At 73.1% G+C, this 20,948-nt stretch carries 7 protein-coding genes; 3 read left to right on the forward strand and 4 right to left on the reverse strand.

Annotated features, from left to right (window positions below):
- Positions 1–41 precede the first annotated feature (41 nt).
- The 4 genes from IE124_RS18660 to IE124_RS18675 form a co-directional block, all read right to left on the reverse strand.
- A complete protein-coding gene (locus IE124_RS18660; RefSeq protein WP_189508899.1) occupies positions 42–251 on the reverse strand; it encodes an MbtH family protein in 210 nt (69 codons plus the stop codon).
- The gene (locus IE124_RS18665) at positions 248–14,926 is read right to left on the reverse strand and encodes a non-ribosomal peptide synthetase (protein ID WP_189508900.1); all 14,679 of its coding nucleotides are present in this window, start codon (positions 14,924–14,926) and stop codon (positions 248–250) included. Before IE124_RS18665 ends, IE124_RS18660 begins: the two co-directional genes overlap by 4 nt.
- A 129-nt stretch (positions 14,927–15,055) precedes the next feature.
- Positions 15,056–16,120 carry an iron-siderophore ABC transporter substrate-binding protein gene (locus tag IE124_RS18670; RefSeq protein ID WP_229832573.1) on the reverse strand — a complete coding sequence of 355 codons (1,065 nt, stop codon included), beginning with the start codon at positions 16,118–16,120 and terminating at the stop codon, positions 15,056–15,058.
- Between the two features lie 190 nt (positions 16,121–16,310).
- Positions 16,311–17,708 carry a lysine N(6)-hydroxylase/L-ornithine N(5)-oxygenase family protein gene (locus tag IE124_RS18675; RefSeq protein WP_189508902.1) on the reverse strand — a complete coding sequence of 466 codons (1,398 nt, stop codon included), beginning with the start codon at positions 17,706–17,708 and terminating at the stop codon, positions 16,311–16,313.
- A gap of 248 nt (positions 17,709–17,956) precedes the next feature.
- Between IE124_RS18675 and IE124_RS18680 the strand changes: the two genes are divergently transcribed.
- The 3 genes from IE124_RS18680 to IE124_RS34950 all read left to right on the forward strand — a co-directional run bounded on the left by IE124_RS18680 (position 17,957) and on the right by IE124_RS34950 (position 20,887).
- Positions 17,957–18,904: a methionyl-tRNA formyltransferase gene (locus IE124_RS18680; RefSeq protein ID WP_189508903.1), complete on the forward strand. Its 948-nt coding sequence runs from the start codon at positions 17,957–17,959 to the stop codon at positions 18,902–18,904.
- A 31-nt stretch (positions 18,905–18,935) separates the two neighbouring features.
- A complete protein-coding gene (gene ddaH, locus IE124_RS18685) occupies positions 18,936–19,766 on the forward strand; it encodes a dimethylargininase (protein ID WP_189508904.1) in 831 nt (276 codons plus the stop codon).
- Between the two features lie 86 nt (positions 19,767–19,852).
- Positions 19,853–20,887, forward strand: a complete 1,035-nt coding sequence (locus IE124_RS34950; RefSeq protein ID WP_229832575.1) for a winged helix DNA-binding protein — start codon at positions 19,853–19,855, stop codon at positions 20,885–20,887.
- The last annotated feature ends 61 nt before the right edge of the window (positions 20,888–20,948 follow it).

A 20,948-nucleotide genomic window follows, 5' to 3' on the forward strand; every position in this document is an offset into this window, starting at 1 on the left:
CTTCTTCGCTTCTCGCCGAGACCTTCCTCAGGCCTGCCCGGTCAGCCCTGCCGGGCGACCAGGCCGGCCGGCCGGAGGTCGGTCCAGTGGGACTCGACGTACGTCAGGCACGCTTCCCTCGTGTCCTCGCCGAAGGCGGTCCGCCAGCCTGCGGGGACCGCGGCGAAGGCGGGCCACAGTGAGTGCTGGTTCTCCTCGTTCACCAGGACCAGGAAGCGGCCCTGCGGGTCCTCGAAGGGGTTGGTCGTCATGCGTTGTCGCTCCTCATGGGTGTGGCGGGGAACAGCTCGGAGAGCGGCTGTCCGGGGTCGGCTGCCACGGTGCGCAGCAGGGTCTGGAGTTCTTCGGCCAGGCGGCGGGCCTGCCTGTCGCTGATCCGCTCGGGCGCGTGGACGATGCCGCAGTGCACGGGTCCGTCGCCGAGCGGCTCGTAGAAGGACAGCGTCAGGTCCGCCCTCGTCTTTCCGGTGGGTACGGTCAGGAGGGCGCCCACGCCGCCCTCCAGGCGGTCGAGGTCGGCCTGTTCGTGGTGGATGACCATAACCTGCGGGCCCTCGGGGCGCAGGCCCGCCGCCTGGACCACCGCGTCGAAGGGGACGTCCTGCCGGTCGAGCGCGCTGAGCGTGGTCTCCCTGACGCGGGCCAGCAGTTCGCCGAAGGTCGGGTCGCCCTCGGTGTCGGTGCGCAGCACGACCGTGTTGAAGAAGCAGCCCACCAGGTCGGCGAGTTGGTCGTCGGTGCGTCCGGCGACCATCGTGCCGATGGGCAGGTCGGTGCCCGCCCCGTGGGCGGTGAGCAGGGTCGCCAGCGCCGAGTGCAGGACCATGAACATGCTCGTGCCGGTCGCCCGGGCGAGACGGTCGACGTCGGCGTGCAGGCGGTCGTCGAGGGTGAACTCGACGACCCCGGCCGCCGCCTTCGCGGAGGCGTCGCTGCCGGCCGGCAGCGGCAGTTCGCGCGGGGAGCCGCTCAGTGTGCGGCGCCAGTAGGCCAGTTGACGGCCGCCCCGGCTCTCCCGGTCGTCCAGGTCGCCCAGTACCTCGTGCGCCCAGCGGGTGTAGTCGCTGTACGTCACCGGCAGCGGCTCCCATGCCGGTGCCCGGCCGGCCGTGCGCGCCGCGTACGCCGCCGTGAGGTCGCGGAAGAGCGGGACCACGGACCATTCGTCCACCGCCAGGTAGTGCATGGTCAGCAGGACCGCCTGCGTCCCGTCGGGGGCGGTGAGCAGCCGGGCCCGGACTGCGGGTTCCTCCGTCAAGTCGGTTGTGTGTGAAGCCAGTTCGGAGAGGCGGGCGTCAAGGTCCGCGCATTCCTCCGAGGCGAGGGCCGGGGCCTCGACGGTCCGGCGCAGTACCGTCCCGTCGGGCTGTTCGGTGAATGCTGTGCGCAGCGGCTCGTGCCGGGCCGTGACGTCGGCCAGCGCGGCGGCGAGGGCTTCGCCGTCAAGCCCGCCGGGCGAGCGCAGCACCAGGGCGTGGTCGAAGCCGGGGTTCGTGCGGTAGGTGTTCCACTGCCATCGCTGAACCGGGGCGACGGGGAGGCCGGCCGCCGTCTCGGGTGCGGTGGCCGCCGCCCGCAGGGGCGGGCGCGCGGCCGTCGCGCCGTCCAGCTTGGCCGCGATGCCGGCGACCGTCAGGGCGTCGAAGACGTCCCTGATGCTGAGCTCCGCGCCGAACTCGGCGCGGATCCTGCCTAGCAGCCGCATCGACGCCATCGAGTGGCCGCCGAGCGCGAAGAAGCTGTCGTGGACGCCGACGGCGTCCAGCTTGAGGATCTCGCAGAACAGCTCGGCGAGCCGGGCCTGCGTCGGTGTCACCGGGTGGGCGTCGCCGGTCATCGCCGACCACTCCGGCGCGGGCAGCGCCTTGTGGTCGAGCTTGCCGTTCGGCGTGAGCGGCAGCGGACCGTCCAGGGCGACGACGAGCGCGGGGACCATGTACTCGGGCAGCAGCCCCGCGACGTGGGCGCGCAGTTCCGCCGGGTCGAGCTCCCCCGGCGCGCCCTGGACCGTCTCCGGTACGGCGTAGCCGACGAGCCGGACGATGTCGCCGTCGCGGTCGGGCAGGACGGCCGCCTGGGCGACGGACGGGTGGCCGGCGAGTGCCGCCTCGATCTCGCCCAGCTCGATGCGGAAGCCGCGGATCTTCACCTGCGTGTCGACCCGGCCGAGGAAGTCGAGGTTGCCGTCGGAGCGCCAGCGCGCGCGGTCGCCCGTGCGGTACATGCGGCTGCCGGGCGCGCCGAACGGGTCGGTGACGAACCGCTCCGAGGTGAGCCCCGGCTGCGCCAGGTAGCCCCGGGCGAGACCGCGCCCCGCGACGTACAGCTCGCCGACCACACCGGGCGGCACCGGTCGCAGGTGCTCGTCGAGGACGTAGCAGCGGGTGTTGGGGTCGGGGCGGCCGATCGGGACCCGGCCGGGGGCCCGGCCGCCGTGCTCGCGCGCGGGCCAGAGCGTCGAGTTGACCGTCGCCTCGGTGAGTCCGTACGCGCAGATCAGGTTCGCCGTGGCGCCGAACCGCTCGAAGAGGTCCGGCGGCACCGTCTCGGTGCCGACGAGGACGGTCGAGCCCTCGGGCAGGGCGCAGCCCGGGGGCAGCGCCGACACCAGCGACGGCGGAAGGATCATGTGGGTGATCTCCTGGTCCGCGAGGAAGTCGGTGAGCGCGGGGCCCGCGACCCTGGCCTCGTCGGCGATCAGGACGAGCCGGCCGCCGTGGCACAGGGCCATGGCCAGCTCGAAGGCGAAGACGTCGAAGCCGATGGACGCGAACTGCAGGACGTGGCTGTCGCGTTCGAGACCCATCCGGTCCACGGCGGTCGCGACCAGGCTGGCGATGCCCTCGTGCGGGACGACGACGCCCTTGGGGCGGCCGGTGGAGCCGGAGGTGTAGATCACGTACGCGGCCTGGTGCAGGCCGATGGGGCCGACGGACGGCAGCGGTCCGTCGAGTGCCTGCAGTTCGGCCTTGGTCTCCGGGGCGTCGAGCAGGAGCACCGGGACGCCCCGCACGTCGGGGATCTTGCCGGCGACGGGCTCGGTGCCGACGACGACCGCCGCGCCCGAGTTCTCGATCATGTACGTGAGCCGGTCGCCCGGGTGGACCAGGTCGAGCGGCAGGAAGGCGGCGCCGAGCTTCAGCGCGGCGAGGACCGTCGCGATCATGTCCGCCGAGCGCGGGACGGCCACGCCGACCACGCTCTCGGCGCCGACGCCACGGGCGGCGAGCAGCCGGGCGAGGCGGTCTGCACGGGCGTCGAGCTGCGCGTACGTCACCGAACGGGAGCGGTCGACGACGGCGACGGCGTCCGGGCGCTCGGCGAGCCGGCGGGCGAACAGCGCGGGCAGCGTCTGCTCCTCGACCTCGCGGGGCGCGCCGTTGAAGCCTTCGAGGACCAGCCGGCGTTCCTCGGCGGAGAGGATCTCGGCCCGCGACACGGGCTGGTCGGGGGCCGCGACGAGGGCCTCGACCAGCCTGCGGAGGCGGTCGGCGACGAGCTCGGCGGTCTCCCGGTCGAAGAGTTCGGCCGCGAACTCCAGGCGGCAGCCGAGGGAGCCGGCACCGCCGCCTCCGTCGGTGTGTTCGGTGAAGCTGAAGACCAGGTCGAACTTGGCGGTGCCGATCCTGAAGGGCACGTAGGAGGCCTGGAGGTCCGGCAGTCGCAGCTCGTCGTCGGTACGGGCGTGGTAGCCGACCATCACCTGGAACAGCGGGTTCCGGGAGAGCGAGCGGGTCGGGTTGAGCTTCTCCACGACCGACTCGAAGGGGACGTCCGCATGGGAGAACGCCGCCAGGTCGGTCTCCCGCACCCGGCCGAGCAGCTCGGTGAAGGTGGGGTCGCCGCCGAGGTCGGTCCGCAGCACGAGCGTGTTCACGAAGAAGCCGACCAGCTCGTCCAGGGCCTCGTCACCCCGTCCGGCGATCGGTGCGCCCAGAGGGATGTCGGTGCCCGCGCCGAGCCGGTGCAGGAGGGCGGCGACGGCCGCGTGCACCACCATGAACATGCTGGCGCCGGTCTCGCGGGCGAGCCGCCTGAGGCCCTCGTGGACCGTCCGGTCGAAGGCGATGTCGACCTCGGCGCCGGTGAACGCCGGACGGGCGGGGCGCGGCCGGTCGGTGGGCAGCTCCAGCTCCTCCGGGGCGCCGGCCAGCGCCGTGTCCCAGAACTCCAGCTGTCGCGCCGCCAGGCTGTCGCCGTCCGACGGGTCGCCGAGGAGGCTCCGCTGCCACAGGGCGTAGTCGGCGTACTGGACGGGCAGCGGCTCCCAGTCGGGGGCGGCGCCGTCGAGCCGGGCCGTGTAGGCGGTGGTCAGGTCCCGCAGGAAGGGGCGGTCGGACCACTCGTCGGTGGTGATGTGGTGCAGGAGCAGGGCGACGACGTGGTCGTCGGGCGCCACCTCCACGATCGTGGCGCGGACGGGCAGTTCGGCGGCGAGGTCGAAGGGCCGCCGGACGGCGGCGTCCACGATGCCCGGCACCTCGTCCTCGGTGGCGCGCAGATGCTCCACCGCCGGGAGGACGCCGGCGGGCAGGACCCGCTGGAAGGCCTGCCCCTCGCGCTCGCCGAAGACCGTGCGGAGCGCCTCGTGGCGGGCGGTGACGTCGGCGAGGGCGGCGCTCCAGGCCGCGCGGTCGAAGGCGCCCCGCAGGCGCATGACGAGCGGGAAGTTGTACGCGGCCGAGGTGCCCTCGATCTGCTGGATGACCCACAGGCGCTGCTGGGCGTGCGAGAGCGGCAGTTCGGCCGGCCGGTCGGCCTCCGGGGAGTCCGCGGACGCCCCGGAGGCCGCCGCGAACGCCGTCAGGGACGGGCGGGCCGCGCCGCGCGACGCGTTCGCGCGCTCCACCAGCTCGGCGACGGTGGGCGCCTCGAACAGGTCGCGGATCGCCAGCTCGGCGTCGAGCGCGGTACGGGCGCGGCTGACGAGCCGGGTGGCGAGCAGCGAGTGGCCGCCGAGGTCGAAGAAGTCGCCGTCGATGCCGACGCTGCCCTCGGCCAGGCCGAGGACCTCCGCGAAGAGCGCGCACAGCGTCTCCTCCTGCGGGGTGCGCGGCGCCCGGGTCTCGCCGCTGCCCATGCCGGCGATGTCGGGGGCGGGGAGGGCCTTGACGTCCAGCTTGCCGTTGACCGTCAGCGGCAGGGTCGCCACGGTGACCAGCGCGGACGGCACCATGTAGTCGGGCAGGCCGGCCTTGAGGTGCTCGCGCAGCCGCCGGCCGAACGTCTCGTCGGCGGAGTCGGTGGAGTCGGTGGAGTCGGGGTCGCCGGAAGCAGCGGAGTCGGCGGCGCCGGCAGATGCGGCGGACGTGGCGGGGCCCGCGGACTCCTCCCGTACGACATAGCCCACCAGGCGCTTCGTCCCGGCGGTCTCGTGGACGACGACGGCGGCGTGCGCCACCTCCGGGTGCGCGGACAGGGCCGTGGCGATCTCGCCGAGCTCGATGCGGTAGCCGCGGATCTTCACCTGGTCGTCGGTGCGGCCGAGGAAGTCGAGGAGGCCGTCGGGGCGCTGCCGGACGAGGTCGCCCGTGCGGTACATGCGCTCGCCGGGCTCGCCGAACGGGTCGGCGACGAACCGCTCGGCAGTGAGGCCCGCGCGGTCGTGGTAGCCCCGGGCGAGGCCCGTGCCGGCGATGTACAGCTCGCCGGGGCAGCCCGGCGGCACGGGGCGCAGCATCGTGTCGAGCACATGGGCGCGGGTGTTGCGGATGGGGACGCCGACGGTCGACGTCGGGCTGTCGGCGGTGGAGCCTCCGAGGGTGTTGATCGTGTACTCGGTCGGGCCGTACAGGTTGTAGCCGTACGTGTCGTCGGTGTCGCGCAGCCGCGACCAGACCGTGTCGGACACCGCCTCGCCGCCGAGGAGAACCAGGGCGGGCCTGTGCCGGCCGCCGGTCTCGTCCTGGTCGTCCCGGTCGAGCAGGCCCTCCTCGATGAGGAGTTGGGCGTAGGTGGGGGTCACGTTGACGACGTCGACGCGGTGCTCGTCGCAGTACGCCACGAGGGCCTCGGCGTCACGGCGGAGCTCCTCGTCGCAGACGTGGACCTCATGGCCCTCGACGAGCCAGAGCAGCTCCTCCCAGGACATGTCGAAGGCGAAGGAGACGGTGTGCGCGATGCGCAGACGCCGTCCGCCGGCCGAGGCGATCGCCGGGTCGAAGATCTCCTTCTGGTGGTTGAGCTGCATGTTCGTCAGACCCCGGTAGGGGGTGACGACGCCCTTGGGGCGGCCGGTGGAGCCGGAGGTGTAGATGACGTACGCCGGGTGCTCCAGGCGGTCCGGAACACCGCGCGCGAACGCGGGTCGCTCGGCGTCCGTCAGGTCGTCGCCGGACAGTGCGGCCAGCTCCGCCGCCAACGCCGGTTCGTCGAGGAGGAGTTCGGGGGCCACCGGACCGTCCTGGCCGCGCAGCGTCGGGGCGACGGCGGTCGTGGACAGCAGGCACAGCGGCCCGGTGTCCTCGGCCATCAGACGCAACCGGTCGGCGGGGTGGTCGAGGTCGAGCGGCAGGTAGGCGGCGCCCGTCCGCAGGACGGCGAAGAGCGCGGCCACCATCTCGATGGACCGGGGCAGCGCGAGCGCCACGACCGTCTCGGGTCCGGCGCCGCGCGCGAGGAGCAGCCGGGCGAGCCTGTTGATCCGCGCGTCGAGTTCGGCGTACGTGAGGGCGCGGTCGCCGAAGACGAGGGCCACGGCGTCGGGGGTACGGGCGACCTGCGCCGTCAGCATGTCGGCGACGGTCTCGTCCGGGACATCCTCGCGGGTGGCCGCCCGGCCGGACTCCAGCGCGGCGCGCTCCTCCGGCAGCAGCACGTCCACCCCGGCGGTCCGGGCGGCGCGGGCGCCTTCCGTGGACTCCAGGGCCTCACCCAGCCGGTCGAGGACCGCCGTGAAGCGGGCCAGGATCGTCGCGGCGGCCTCGGCGTCGAAGAGGTCGGGCCTGGCCGCCAGGGTCACCCGCAGGCGCGCGCCGGGCGTGACGATCAGGGTGAGCGGGAAGTGGGTGCCGTCGACGTTGGAGACGCCGGTGATGCCGTGGCGCGCCCGGAGCTCCGCCGCGCGGTCCTCGCCGTCGGCGGAACGGAGCACGAAGAGGGTGTCGAAGAGCCGGCGGTGGCCGGTCTCCTGCTGGAGCGTGCCCAGGCCCACGTACTCGTACGGCATGACGGCGGCGCGCTCGGACTGCATCCGCCGCAGCAGGTCGAGCAGCGGCTCGTCCGGGGCGAAGGCGATGCGGGCGGGGACGGTGTTCAGGAACATGCCGATGATGCCGGCCACGTTCGGCACGTCCGCCGGGCGGCCGGCGACCGCCGTGCCGAAGGCGACGTCGCCGCGGCCCGTCATCGCCGACAGCACCAGGCCCCAGGCGGCGTTCAGGACGGTGTTCAGGGTGAGTCCGTGGCGCCGGGCGAGGGCGCGGAGCCGGTCGCTGCTCTCCTGGCCGAGGAGGGCGTCGAAGTCGGCCGGGATGACCGGGCCGGCGTCGCGTCCGGACGGGGCGACCAGCGTCGGCTCGTCGAAGCCGTCGAGCGTCCCGCGCCAGGCGTCCAGGGCGGCGGCGGTGTCCTGGGCGTCGAGCCAGGCGAGGTAGTCGCGGTACGAGCCGGGCAGCGGCAGACCGGTGGCGTCGCCTGCCCGCTCGTACAGCGTGAACAGCTCCTCCAGGAACAGCCAGGCGGACCAGCCGTCCCAGAGGATGAGGTGGTGGGTGACGACGAGCCGGTCCCGGCCGTCGCCGAGGCGGATCAGCAGCAGGCGGCAGAGCGGCGCGGCCGACAGGTCGAAGCGCTGCCGGCGGTCGGCGGCGAGCAGCTCCTCCACCCGGGTCCGCCGCTCCTCCTCGGGCTGGTGGGCCAGGTCCTCCACGGACAGCGGGATCTCGGCGCCGTCCGCGATGAACTGCACGGGCCGGGGCAGACCGTCACTGGTGAATCCCGCGCGCAGGCTCGCGTTGCGCGCGAGGAGCGCGCGGCAGGCGGCCCTCAGCCGGTCGGCGTCGACCTCGCGGTCGAAGTCCAGGACCTCCTGGGACTGGTAGACGTCGAGGGCGTCTCCCGCGTCGTAGGTGGCGTGGAAGTACATGCCCTCCTGGAGCGGGGAGAGCGGCCAGACGTCCGCCACCGGGAGCCCGGCGGCGGCGTGGACGCGCGCGGTCTCCTCCTCCGTGAGGGCCAGTCCGCCCAGCGGGCCCTGCTCGGGTGCCGGGGCGGGCGCCGGGGCCGCGGGCGCTGCGGCGGTCAGTTGGTCGAGCAGCGCCTTCAGGGCCGGGTCGACGGCCGCGCCGGACTGCTGCTGGAGCGCCAGGACGGCCTGGAGGGCGGCGGCCGCCTGCCCGGCGTCGTCGGCGGAGACGGTCACGCCGTCTGAGTGCACGGGTACCTCGGGTGTCTGGGGTGTCACGGGTGTCTGGGGTGCGGGGGGCTCGGCCGGGGCCGCGGCGGCGGCCGCCTCGGCGAGAGCGGCGGGCGTCCGGCACACGAACACGTCGCGCGGGCCGAGCGTCAGCCCGCGCTCGCGGGCGCGGGTGGCGACGGTGATCGAGCTGAGGCTGTCACCGCCCAGGACGAAGAAGTCGTCGTCGACTCCGATCCCGGGGATGCCGAGGACGTCGGCGAAGATCGCGCACAGGTCCCGCTCGCGCTCATCGCGGGGCGCGCGGCCGTCCGCCCGGGGCGCGGCCTCAGGGGCCGGCAGGGCGTTCTGGTCGAGCTTGCCGCTGGGTGTCAGCGGCAGTTCCGCGAGGACGACGACGGCGCCGGGCACCATGGGCGCGGGAAGCGCATCGACGAGCGCCGCGTGCAGCGCCCCGCTCTCCGGCGCGGCACCGGCGTCCGGGACGGCGTACCCGACGAGTGCGCCGTCGCGTACGACCACGGCGGCGCGGGCGACGCCGGGAAGGGCGGCCAGGGCGGTCTCGATCTCGCCCGGCTCGATGCGGTTGCCGCGGATCTTGACCTGGCGGTCGGTGCGCCCGAGGTACTCGACCGCCCCGTCGGCACGCCGCCGCACCAGGTCGCCGGTGCGGTACATCCGCTCACCCGGCGCTCCGAACGGGTCGGCCACGAACCGTTCGGCGGTCAGCCCGGGCCGCTCGTGGTAGGCCCGCGCGAGCTGGACGCCGGCGAGGTACAGCTCGCCGGGCACTCCGTCGGGCACCTGCCGCAGGAACGGGTCCAGGACGTGGAGCCGGGTGTTCCACACGGGGCGGCCGATCGGCACGGCCGGCTCGTCGTGTCCCTCGCCGCCGCCCTCGTACGGGAAGTACGTGACGTCCACGGCCGCTTCGGTGGGGCCGTAGAGGTTGTGCAGCGGTACGGGTCCCCGCCCGTCGCGGGAGGCCCGCGAGGTGAGGTCCCACCAGCGGCGGGCGTCGGCGCCGGTCAGTGCCTCACCGCTGCAGAACACCCGGCGCAGGCCGGCGGCCCAGTCGGGGAGGTCCGTGGCGGCCTCCATGACCTGGACGAACGCGGCCAGCATCGAGGGCACGAAGTGGGCGGTGGTGACGGCGCTGTCGCGGATCAGGCGGGCCAGGTAGGCCGGGTCGCGGTGGCCGTCGGGCCGGGCGAGGACGACGGCCGCGCCCTCGGTCAGCGCCCAGAAGAACTCCCACACCGACACGTCGAAGCTGGACGGGGTCTTCTGGAGCACCCGGTCGTCGGCGGTCAGCCCGTACGCGTGCTGCATCCAGGCGAGCCGGTTGACGATGGCGCGGTGGGTGACGGCGACGCCCTTGGGGCGGCCGGTGGAGCCCGAGGTGTAGATCAGGTACGCGGGGTGGTCGGGTCCGGCGACGGCCGGCACGGGCTCGGCGGTGCCGGGCTCCTCGTCCGGCCCCGGCCCCGCGTCCACCAGGACCCGGTCGAGGCCCGGGACGGCGGGCAGCCGTCCGGCGGCCTCAGCGGTCGTCACGACCGTGCGGGCGCCCGAGTCGCCGAGCATGAACGCGACCCGGTCGGCCGGGTAGTCGAGGTCGACGGGAAGGTAGGCGGCCCCCGACCTGAGGACGCCGAGGAGCGCGACCATCAGCTCGGCCGAGCGCGGCACCGCGACGGCGACGTACCGCTCGGGGCCCGCGCCGCGTGCCCGGAGCCTTCGGGCCAGGGCCTCGGCGCGCCGGTCCAGTTCGGCGTACGTGAGGGTGGTGTCCTCGAAGACGACGGCCGGGGCGTGCGGCGTGCGCGCCACGCTCGCGGCGAAGAGGGAGGCGAGGGTCGCCTCGGGCACGGGGTGCCCGGTGGCGTTGAGCTCCGTGAGGTGTTCCCGCTCGCGGAGGGAGAGCAGTCCGGTCCGGCCGACGAGCCGCGAGGGTTCGGCGACGACGGTCCGCAGCAGGGCGGCGTACCGGCCGGCGAGGACCGCGACGGCCACCTGGTCGAGGCGGGCCGCGTCGTGCTTGAACCGCAGCAGCAGGCCGCCGTCGGCAGGCTCGACGACGAGCGCGAGCGGGTAGTGCACGGCGTCCAGGACCTCGGTGCCGGTGATGAGCGGTTCGTCCGGCCGGGCTCCGTCGGAGGGTTCGGCTGTCGGGTAGTTCTCCAGGACCACGAGGGTGTCGAAGAGCTCACCGCCTCCCGCGATCCGCTGGATGTCGGCGAGGCCGAGGTGCTGGTGGTCGAGCAGGGCCGTGTGTTCGTCCTGGACCCGTCGCAGGAGGTCGGTGAGCGACTCGTCGGCGCGCAGGGAGACGCGGGCCGGGACGGTGTTGATGAAGAGGCCGACGGCGGAGGCGAGGTCCGCGACCTCCGTGGTGCGACCGGACACGGTGGTGCCGAAGACTACGTCCTGGCTGCCGGTGAGCGCGCCGAGGAGGAGGCCCCAGGTGCCGTGGAGGACGGTGCTCAGGGTCAGGCCGTGGGTCCGGGCGTAGGCGGACAGCCCGGCGGTGAGGTCCTGGGGAAGCCGGGTGTCGACGTGCTCGGGCCGGACCGGCGCGTCCGCCGCGACGGAGGCGGCGGGTCCGGACGGGGCGGAGGCCTCTCCGGACGCTTCGGACGGTGTCGACGCGGCCGGCGGTGTGGACGCTCCCGACGGTGCGGATGCTCCGAACGCCCCCGACGGTGCGGCCGGTTCGGTCAGTCGGGTCGGCCCGTCGAGTCCCGCGAGGGCCTCGCGCCAGGCCTCGCGCGCGGCGGACCGGTCGCGGCCCGCGAGCCACGCCAGGTACGGCTCCGGCGACACGGGCTCCGGCAGGGCGGCTCCCCGGTAGGCGGCGGCCAGTTCGCGGAGGAGGACGGAGACGGACCAGCCGTCGGCGACGATGTGGTGCAGGGTGAGGAGGAGCCGGTGGCGCTGCCCGTCCCTGACGAGGGTGGCGCGCAGCAGCGGCGGCCGGTCGAGGGCGAACCGCTCGGCGCGGTCGGCGCGCAGGAGTTCGTCGAGCGGGGTGGTGGCGGTGTCTGCCTCCCGCCACGGCAGGGTGACGTGGTCGGCGAGCCGCTGGACGATCTCGCCGCCTGGCAGCTGACGGTACGAGGCGCGAAGCAACGGATGCCGGTCGAGCAGGAGTTGGAGCGAGCCGCGCAGCCGGTCGGGGTCGACGGGGCCCGCGAGGTCGAGCAGTTCCTGGACGACGTAGAGGTCCGGGGCGCGGTCGTCGAACTCCGCGTGGAAGAAGAAACCTTCCTGTAGCGGGGAGACGGGGAGTGCGTCCGCATCGAGCCGTACCCGAGGAGCCGGGATGGTGACCGTCTCGCCGGCGATCCGGGCGAGTGCGGCGACGGTCCTGTTCCGGAACACCTCGCGCGGGGTGATCGCGAGACCGGCCTCGCGGGCGCGGTTGACGAGCTGGATGGCGACGATGCTGTCGCCGCCCAGCTCGAAGAAGCTGTCGTGGACGCCCACCGACGGCAGACCCAGGACCTCGGCGAACAGCGCGGCGAGCGCGGTCTCGGCCGGGGTGCCCGGGGTGTCGGCGCCGGTCATGGCCGTCCACCGGGGCTCGGGCAGCGCCTTGCTGTCGAGCTTGCCGTTGGGGGTCAGCGGCAGCGGTCCGTCGAGGACGACGACGGCCGACGGGACCATGTGGTCGGGCAGCGCCTCGGTCACGTGGGCGCGCGCGGCGGTCACCGCCTCCTCGGCCGGCTCGCCACTCGCCTCCGCGACCAGATAGGCGACGAGACGCTTCACGCCCCGGTGGTCCTCGCGGGCGAGTACGGCGGCCTGCGCGATGCCCGGGCAGGCCATGAGGGCGCTCTCGATCTCGCCGGGCTCGATCCGGTGGCCGCGGATCTTGAGCTGGCCGTCCGCACGGCCCAGGAACTCCAGATTGCCGTCGGCGCCCCAGCGGACCCGGTCGCCCGTGCGGTACATCCTGGTGCCGGGCTCGCCGTACGGGTCGGCGACGAAGCGCTCGGAGGTCAGCCCGTGGCGGCCCAGGTAGCCGCGGGCGAGGCCGCGCCCGGCCACGTACAGCTCGCCCTCCGTGCCGACGGGCACCGGGCGGAGCGCCGTGTCGAGCACGTAGGCGCGGGTGTTGGGGTCGGGCCGGCCGATGGGCGCGGGGCCGGGGCGGTCGGGCGCCGCGAGCCAGAGCGTGGAGTTGACGCTCGCTTCCGTGAGGCCGTACGCGACGACGACGCGGAGCCTGCCGTCCCAGCGGGCGATCAGTTCGCCCGGGACCGCCTCGGTGCCGACGACCAGCACGGCGCCGGCGGGGAGTTCGCACTCCTGCGGCAGCGCGGAGACGAGCGAGGGCGGCAGGATCATGTGGGTGGCGCGGTGGTGGGCGATGTAGTCGGTGAGCGCGGGGCCCGCGACGCGTCGCTCGGCGGGGACCAGGATGATCCGGCCGCCGACGCACAGCGACATGACGAGGTCCCACACCGTCACGTCGAAGCCGACGGAGGCGAACTGCACGACCCGGCTGTCGGCGGTGATGCCGATCCGGTCGGTCGCGGTGGCGATGAGGCTGCCGACACCGTCGTGCGGGACGACGACGCCCTTGGGGCGGCCGGTCGAGCCGGAGGTGTAGATGACGTACGCGGCCTGGTCGAGGGCGACCGGGACACCCGGGTCGGTGTCGGCCTGGACGGCGAGGGCGGCTTCGGTCGCCGGGTCGTCGAGCAGGAGGTGGGTGACGTCGGCCGCCTCGGGGAGTCCACCGGCGACGCCGGCCTCGGGGAGTCGACCAGCGCTTCCCGCTTCCGGGAGTCCACCGGCGCCTCCCGCCTCGGGGAGTCCACCGGCGCCTCCCGCCTCGGGGAGTTCGCCGGCGAGCTCGCGCACGGTGAGGACGGTCCGCGCCCCCGCGTCGCCGAGCATGTAGGCGATGCGGTCGCGGGGGTGGTCCGCGTCCAGCGGCAGGTAGGCGGCACCGGCCTTCATCACGGCGAGCAGGGCGACGACGAGCTGCGGCGAGCGGGGCAGGGCGACGCCCACGACGTCCTCGGCGCCCACGCCACGGGCGGCGAGGAGGTGGGCGAGCCGGTTGGCGGAGGCGTTGAGTTCGGCGTAGGTCAGCTCGCGGTCCTCGCAGACGAGGGCGACGGCGTCCGGCCTGCGGCGGACCTGCCGCTCGAAGGCGGCGGGCCAGGAGAGCTCGGGCACCTCGCGCGGTGCGACGCCGAACTCGGCCAGCACCAGGTCCTGTTCGGCCGCGGAGGCGATGTCGAGGTGGCCGATGGGGCGGTCGAGGTCCTCGGTGAAGGCGTGCAGCAGGGCGAGGAATCGCCGTTCGTGGTCCGCGAGCGCGGTCTCGTCGCAGACGTCCGCGTCGGCGTCGAGATGGACGGCGAGACCCCGGCCCTGCCGGGTCTCGGCGAAGCTGAAGGCGAGGTCGCTGACGGGCCCGAGCCACTCCGGGCGCAGCTCGGCCTCGAGCTCGGCGCCGTCGGCCGCGAAGCGCAGGCCGTCGGGGCGCGGCAGGATGTTGACGGTCGGGCCGACGAGCTCCGGTACGCCGTCGACGAGGCCGAGGTCCCTGGCCAGGTCCTCGGCGCGGTAGCGGCCGTGGGCGACGGCGTCGGCGACCGTGTCGCGGACGTGGGCGACCAGGTCGGCGCCGGTGACGGCGGGACCGGCGGCCAGGCGCAGGGGAACGATGTTGGACACCATGCCGGGGACGGTCGCGGAGACCTCGTCCCGGCGGGCGGTGACGGGCAGGCCGAGGACGAGGTCCTGCTCGCCGCTGACGCGGTGGAGGTAGGCGGCGACGGCCGCGACGAGCACGCGGGACGGGCGGACGCCCGCGCCGCGGGCGGCGACGTGCAGCAGGTCGACGTCCCGCGGGGTGAGTTCCGTCGTACGGCGCAGGCGCCGCGTCATGGGGGACGTGCCGCGCTCGACGAGGCGCACGGGCTCGGTCCTGCCGGCCATGCGGTCGGCCCACCAGTCACGGTCCTCGCCGTGCTGCTGCGACGTCCGGTACGCGCGGTCGGCGGCGACCAGGCGGGCGAGGGACCGCTCGCCGGGCGGCGGCGCCTGCTCCCCCGCCGTGTAGAGCTCACCGGCCCGCCGGGTGACGAGGGCGGCGCCCATGCCGTCGGCGACGATGTGGTGGTAGCGCTGGACCCACAGGACGTGGTCGTCGGCGAGCCGCAGCAGCGCGTGGCCGGTGAGCGGACCGCGGGCGAGGTCGACGGGCCGGTCCCGGTCGGCGGCGGTCCACGCGGCCGCGGCCTCCTCGGGGTCGGTGACGGCGCGCAGGTCCACGACGGTGACGTCGACGGGGAGGGTACGGAGCGTCTGGCGCGGCCCGTCGCTCCCGTGGACGACGGTGACCCACAGGCACTCGGCCTCTTCGACGGCCCGGCGGACGGCCTCGGCGAGCCGGGCGGGGTCGACGTCGCCGCGGAGGCCGAGCGTGAAGACGATGTTGTAGGCAGAGCTGTCCGGCTCCAGTTGCTGGGCCAGCCAGATACCGGACTGCCCGCCGGTGAGGGGGATCCCGGAAGCGGACGTCCGGTCCGACTCGACGTCAAACATCGTACGAAGTGGCCTTTCCCTGGAAGTGCGTCAGGTGTGGGGGTGGTCCCGGGCGCGACTCGACGGCGTGGCGGACCGCCACGCCGTCGGTCGGTCGACGCTCCCTGACGGTGCGTCAGTGGCGTGTCGTCACTTCACGGCCGCGAGCAGCGGCTCGATCTCGTCGATGGCGTACGGGATCGACAGGACGGTGTTGAAGGAGAACGCGGCGCCGATGTCCGGGTCCTGGTAGGGCACGAACAGGTCGCGCTTCTCCTGGTTGACCTTCAGCTTCTTGTAGAGCGGCTCGGCCTTGATGCGGTCGTTGGCCTCGGTGCTGGAGGTCACCCAGACCAGCCGGTCGACGTCGAGGATGTTCAGCTTCTCGGCGCTGAGTTCGGCGACGTTCCAGCCGGGCTTGGCCAGGCCGTCGATCTCGGGCTTCAGCTTGAAGCCGAGCTCGGAGAAGAAGATCGCCTTGGGGTCGGTCTTGGTGAAGGCAGAGTACTTTCCGGCCTCGAAGGAGTCGGCGACGGCCAGCGTCTTCGTCGCGAACTCGGGGTGCTTCTCGCGGACGGCCTTGAAGCGGGTGCCGATGTCGGCGATCAGCTTCTCGGTCTCGGCGTCCTTGCCGAGGGCCTTGCCGATCTGCCGGGTCATGACCTGCCACGGCGCCCCGTAGTCGGGGTGCTCCTTGGGCTGGGCGACGACCTTGGTGAACTTGGAGAGCGTGTCGTACTGCTCCTTCTTCATCCCCGAGTACTGGGCGATGACGAGGTCCGGCTTCAGCTGAGCGATCTTCTCGATGTTGTACTCGTCGCGCTCACCGACGATCACCGGCTTGACGGAGCCCCACTTGTCCTTCGTCCAGGGCCACTTTCCGTACGGCTGCTCCTTGAACCAGTCGACCGAGCCGGCCGGCTTGATGCCGAGCGCGAGCACCGCGTCCTGGTCGGAGAGACCGAGGGTGACGATCGTCTTCGGCTCCTTGTCGATCGTCGTGCTGCCGTACTTGTGCGCGACGGTGACGGGGAACGCGGCGGGCTTGTCCGCTCCGCCGGACGAGGCCGGGGCGGAGGGCGAGGAGGACGACCCGGTTTTCTCCGTACCGCCCCCACAGGCGGCGAGCGCGAGGGCCGCCACCGCGAGGACGGCCACACGGGGAGCGGATCTGGCGAACCGCACGAGGGCGGTGGGACGTGCACCAGTTGACACGGACTTTCCTTTCACGGGGATTCACAGTGCTTGCCGCGCCCGCCGGGGCCGATGGCTCGGCCCGGCGGAGGCGCGGCGGGTGCCGCGTGGGGGGTCGGCGGAGAGGTACGAGAGGTGTGACGGAGGCCCTAGGGGGTGTCTTGCCGATCAGGTCGGATCAGGGAGCGGGGTCTGATCGGCAAGACACCCCCTAGCGGGCCGTGCCGACGCCGTCGACGACCGGGCGCCCCTCACCCACGGCCGGGGCCGTGGCGGGCGCGGGGACCGCCACCGGGGCGGAGGCAGCGGAGGCCTGGCGGTGGCCGACGACCGATTCGAGGATCTCCCCCACCCTGATCGCGGTGTTGGACAGCAGCGAGGACGTGATGCCGTGGGTGTGCTCCGTGCCGCCCTGGAGGTAGATGCCGCAGCGCAGTTCGGGGTCGGTGGCGACGCGGTAGTCGCGTTCGACGCGGATGCGGCCCTGCTCGTCGCGGTGGCACTTCCGGGCGACGTCACCGAGGAGGCCGAGGGGGTCCGCGGGGCTGTAGCCGGTGGCGAGCACGACCACGTCGGCGTCGAGGGTCGTCTCCTCGCCGCTGACCAGGGACCTGACGATGGCGCGGGCCCCGTCAGGGCCGTCCTCGACGCCGACGAGCCGGGAGATGTTGAGGAAGCGGAGGCGCTCGGTGCCGAGGACCTTCTCCTGGTACGACTGCCGGTACAGGTCGTCGATGAGGTCGATGTCCACCACGGAGTAGTTGGTGTTGCCGTGGTACTCCATCAGCTTGCGCTTGATGTCCTCGGGGGCGGTGAAGTACTCGTCGACCGCCTCGGGGTCGAAGATGCGATTGGCGAAGGCGCTGTCGTCGGCGGGGCTGTAGCCGTAGCGGGAGAAGACGGCGCAGATCTCGGCGTCGGGGAAACGGCGGTGCAGATAGGCCACGTTCTCCGCGGCGCTCTGCCCGGCGCCCACGACGACGAAGCGCTCGGGGGCGGTGCCCTCCAGCCCGTCCACCTTCGCCAGCAGGTCGGAGTTGTGCCAGACGCGTTCGCTCCGCTCGATGCCCTCCGGCATGCGGGGGCGCAGTCCGGTGCCGAGGACGAGGTTGCGGGCGCGGTGCACGACGAGCTCGGTGCCGGCGCGGGCGGTGACCTCCAGGTACTCCACCACCCCGTCCTGGACGACGGGTTCGACGGCGATGATCTCGTGGCCGTACGAGACCATGTCGTCGACCTTCGCCGCCGCCCACTCGAAGTAGTCGTGGAACTCCACGCGCAGCGGGAAGAGGTTCTTGTGGTTGACGAAGTCGATCAGCCGGCCCTTGCTCTGCAGGTAGCAGAGGAAGCTGTACTCGCTGGCCGGGTTCCGCAGCGTCACGAGGTCCTTGAGGAAGGACACCTGCATGGTCGCGTCGTCGATCAGCATGCCGCGGTGCCAGCCGAAGGACGGCTGCCGCTCGAAGAAGTGCGCGGTCACCGCCTCCTCCCTGTCGACCTGTGCGTTGTGCTCGCTGAGCGCCAACGCCATGGCCACGTTGGACGGCCCGAAGCCGATTCCAATGAGGTCGTGGACCAGAGGTGTGTCGCCAGGAAGAACCTGAGACATGTCACTCCCATCGTGCGTGCCGCCTGTGGGGGGCGTGGAACGGGAACAGGCCATCGGGGCACACCGGAGACGGCGACCCGAGTCGAACTTAGGTAAAGCTAACCTGATCTGACGGTGCCTGTCGACGGGCAACTGCGAACGATGGTGAAGAAATGGCCCTGAACAGCCTTGAATCACGGCCCAGTTGTCATGTTAGGTAAGCCTTGCTTTACTGGCGTCGATCAATCGCTCTTCCGAGGAGGAAGCCCATGCGGGTCGTCATGTTCGGTTATCAGACCTGGGGCCATCGGACCCTCCGAGCGCTCCTGGACTCCGAGCACGACGTGGTGTTGGTCGTGACGCACCCCAAGAGCGAGCACGCCTACGAGAAGATCTGGAGCGACTCGGTCGCCGATCTGGCGGCGGAGCACGGCGTCCCCGTCGTCATCCGCAACCGGCCCGACGACGAGGAGCTGTTCGAGCGCCTCAAGGAGGCGGATCCGGACATCATCGTGGCCAACAACTGGCGTACGTGGATCCCGCCGCGCATCTACACCCTGCCGCGCCACGGCACGCTCAACGTCCACGACTCGCTGCTGCCGAAGTACGCCGGATTCTCGCCCCTCATCTGGGCGTTGATCAACGGCGAGCCCGAAGTGGGCGTCACCGCACACATGATGGACGAGGTGCTCGACGCCGGCGACATCGTCCGGCAGGAGTCGGTGGCCGTGGAGCCGACCGACACGGCGACGGACCTCTTCCACAAGACGGTCGACCTCATCGCCCCGGTCACCATCGGCGCCCTCGACCTGATCGCCTCCGGGCAGACCGAGTTCACGCCACAGGACCGGTCCCAGGCCACCTTCTTCCACAAGCGGGCCGAGGAGGACATCCGGATCGACTGGAGCTGGCCCGCCGAGGTCCTGGAGCGCCTGGTACGCGCCCAGTCCGAACCGTATCCGGCAGCCTTCACCTTCCATCGCGGCCGGCGCCTGGAGATCCTCTCCGCGGTCGTCTCCACGGGCCGATACGGCGGAACGCCCGGCCGGATCTTCTACCGCGAGGGCGACGGCGTCGTCATCGTCGCCGGCGCGGACGCCCGCACGGGCCGCAACCACGGACTCGCCGTCACCCGCGTACGGACCGACGACGGCCGCGAGTTGGCGGCCTCCGAGTACTTCACCTCCATGGGCGGCTACCTCACCGGCCGCCCCTGACCCCTGTCCCCCGACCACGAGGACCCCTTCCATGCGTACCGCACGGCCTCGGCACTACCTCATGTGCCGGCCCACCCACTTCGACGTGGTCTACTCCATCAACCCCTGGATGGACCCGGCGAAGCCCGTCGACACCCAACTGGCCATCACCCAGTGGGAGAAGCTGCGCGAGGTCTACCTGAGCCTCGGGCACACCGTCGACACGATCGACCCCCTCCCCGGCCTCCCCGACATGGTCTTCGCCGCCAACGGCGCCACCGTGATCGACGGCCGCGCGCTCGTCGCGAGGTTCCGCGACGCCGAGCGCATCGCGGAGGGCCCCGCCTACCACGACTGGCTGCGCGACAACGGATTCCCGGATCTCCGCACCGCCAACGTCGTCAACGAGGGCGAGGGCGACTACCTGTTGGCCGGCGAGTGGCTGCTCGCCGGTACGGGCTTCCGCAGCGACCCGCGCTCCCACGACGAGGCGCAGGAGTTCTTCGGCCGCCCCGTCATCGGGCTGACGCTCGTGGACCCGGACTACTACCACCTCGACACCGCACTCACGGTGCTCGACGAGCAGACGATCGCGTACTACCCGGCGGCCTTCTCACCGGGCAGCCTCGCCGTGCTCCGGCGCCTGTTCCCGGACGCCGTCATCGCCACGGCCGAGGACGCGGCCGTCTTCGGACTCAACGCGACCTCGGACGGCCACAACGTCGTCCTGCCGCACAACGCCACAGGCCTGACCGAGCAGTTGCGCGATCGGGGCTTCCACCCCATCGGCGTGGACCTCTCGGAACTCCTCAAGGCGGGCGGCAGCGTCAAGTGCTGCACCCTGGAACTGCGCCCTGCCGCGCCAAGCCACGGCCCGGCATAGCCCGGCATAACCGCTGACGTGCCCCGGACGGTCCCGGGGTGCGTCAGCGGACGAATATTAGGTTCACCTAACCCAAGGATCACTCGATGGAGCAGCCGGTCGTCTCGGGGACGGCACAGGACCCGGAAGGCGAGCGCTTCGCCTTCGTCGCCATCTCGAACGTACCGACCGACTGGGCACGGGTCCTCGCGGCACTCTCCGATTCCGGACTGGCCCTCGGCAATCTCCCGAGCGAGCCCCCGGCCGCACCCCCCGCCGCCCCTCCCTCCACGACGCCGGCGACGCGCATGACACCGCCGAGCGTCCTCGACCTCCACGCCTACCTCCTCACGGCGATCGGCAAGGCCGCGCGCCGGCGCCTGACCGACCGACTGACCGCACGCGGGCTCCGCCTCTGGCACCTCACCGTGATGGCACTGCTCGGCGACCTCGGCCCGCAGATGAAGACGGCCCTGGCCACCCGGCTCGACATGAACGCCAGCGACCTCGTGAAGATCGTCAACGACCTGGACCGGGCCGGGCACGTCGACTGCGTCCGCGACACCGTCGACCGGCGCCGCGTCGTCGTGAGGCTCACGGACGAGGGCAGGTCCGCACTGGCCGAACTCAGCGCGGACATCGCGTCGGCGGACGACGACATCCTCGCCCCGCTCAGCCCGGCGGAACGCGAGCAACTGGGCTCCCTCTTACGTCGCGTCCACCGCCATCTCGAACCGGAACCGGCCGGAGTCGTCCACGAACGAACGACCGCCACCCGCCGCCCCCGTGAGCAGGGCCCCGACACGTCCCCGCGGACCCGTAACGTCGAGGACGGCCGGATCGACTGGTCGCTTCCGGCGGAGTCCATCGCGCCCTTCGTCGCTTCCCGGCGCGAGGCCTACCCGGCCGCCTACACCCACCACCACGGCCGCCGACTGGAGATCCTCGCGGCCGAGGTCACCCGCCGCACCTACGCCGGGACACCCGGCCTCGTCCTCCACACCGAGGACGAGGGCGTCGTCATCGTCGCCGGACCCGCCGCCCACACCGGCCGCAACCGCGCCCTCGCCCTGACCCGCGTCCGTACGGAGGAGGGCCGGGAGTGCGCGCCCGAGGAGTGCTTCGGCCCGGCGGACACCTGAGGCGCACGGGGCCCGCGCGTCAACCCGGACGGCAGGAGTCCACCGGGAGAGTGTTCCTGTT

The organism is Streptomyces narbonensis, from assembly GCF_014649015.1.
In the GTDB taxonomy this organism is placed as follows: Bacteria; Actinomycetota; Actinomycetes; order Streptomycetales; family Streptomycetaceae; genus Streptomyces; species Streptomyces narbonensis.

Excerpts from the sequence above, each read along its gene's own strand:
- ddaH (WP_189508904.1), top strand. The coding sequence starts at position 18,936 with ATGCGTACCGCACGGCCTCGGCACTACCTCATGTGCCGGCCCACCCAC.
- IE124_RS18660 (WP_189508899.1), bottom strand. The coding sequence starts at position 251 with ATGACGACCAACCCCTTCGAGGACCCGCAGGGCCGCTTCCTGGTCCTG.
- IE124_RS18665 (WP_189508900.1), bottom strand. The coding sequence starts at position 14,926 with ATGTTTGACGTCGAGTCGGACCGGACGTCCGCTTCCGGGATCCCCCTC.
- IE124_RS18675 (WP_189508902.1), bottom strand. The coding sequence starts at position 17,708 with ATGTCTCAGGTTCTTCCTGGCGACACACCTCTGGTCCACGACCTCATT.
- IE124_RS34950 (WP_229832575.1), top strand. The coding sequence starts at position 19,853 with ATGGAGCAGCCGGTCGTCTCGGGGACGGCACAGGACCCGGAAGGCGAG.
- IE124_RS18680 (WP_189508903.1), top strand. The coding sequence starts at position 17,957 with ATGCGGGTCGTCATGTTCGGTTATCAGACCTGGGGCCATCGGACCCTC.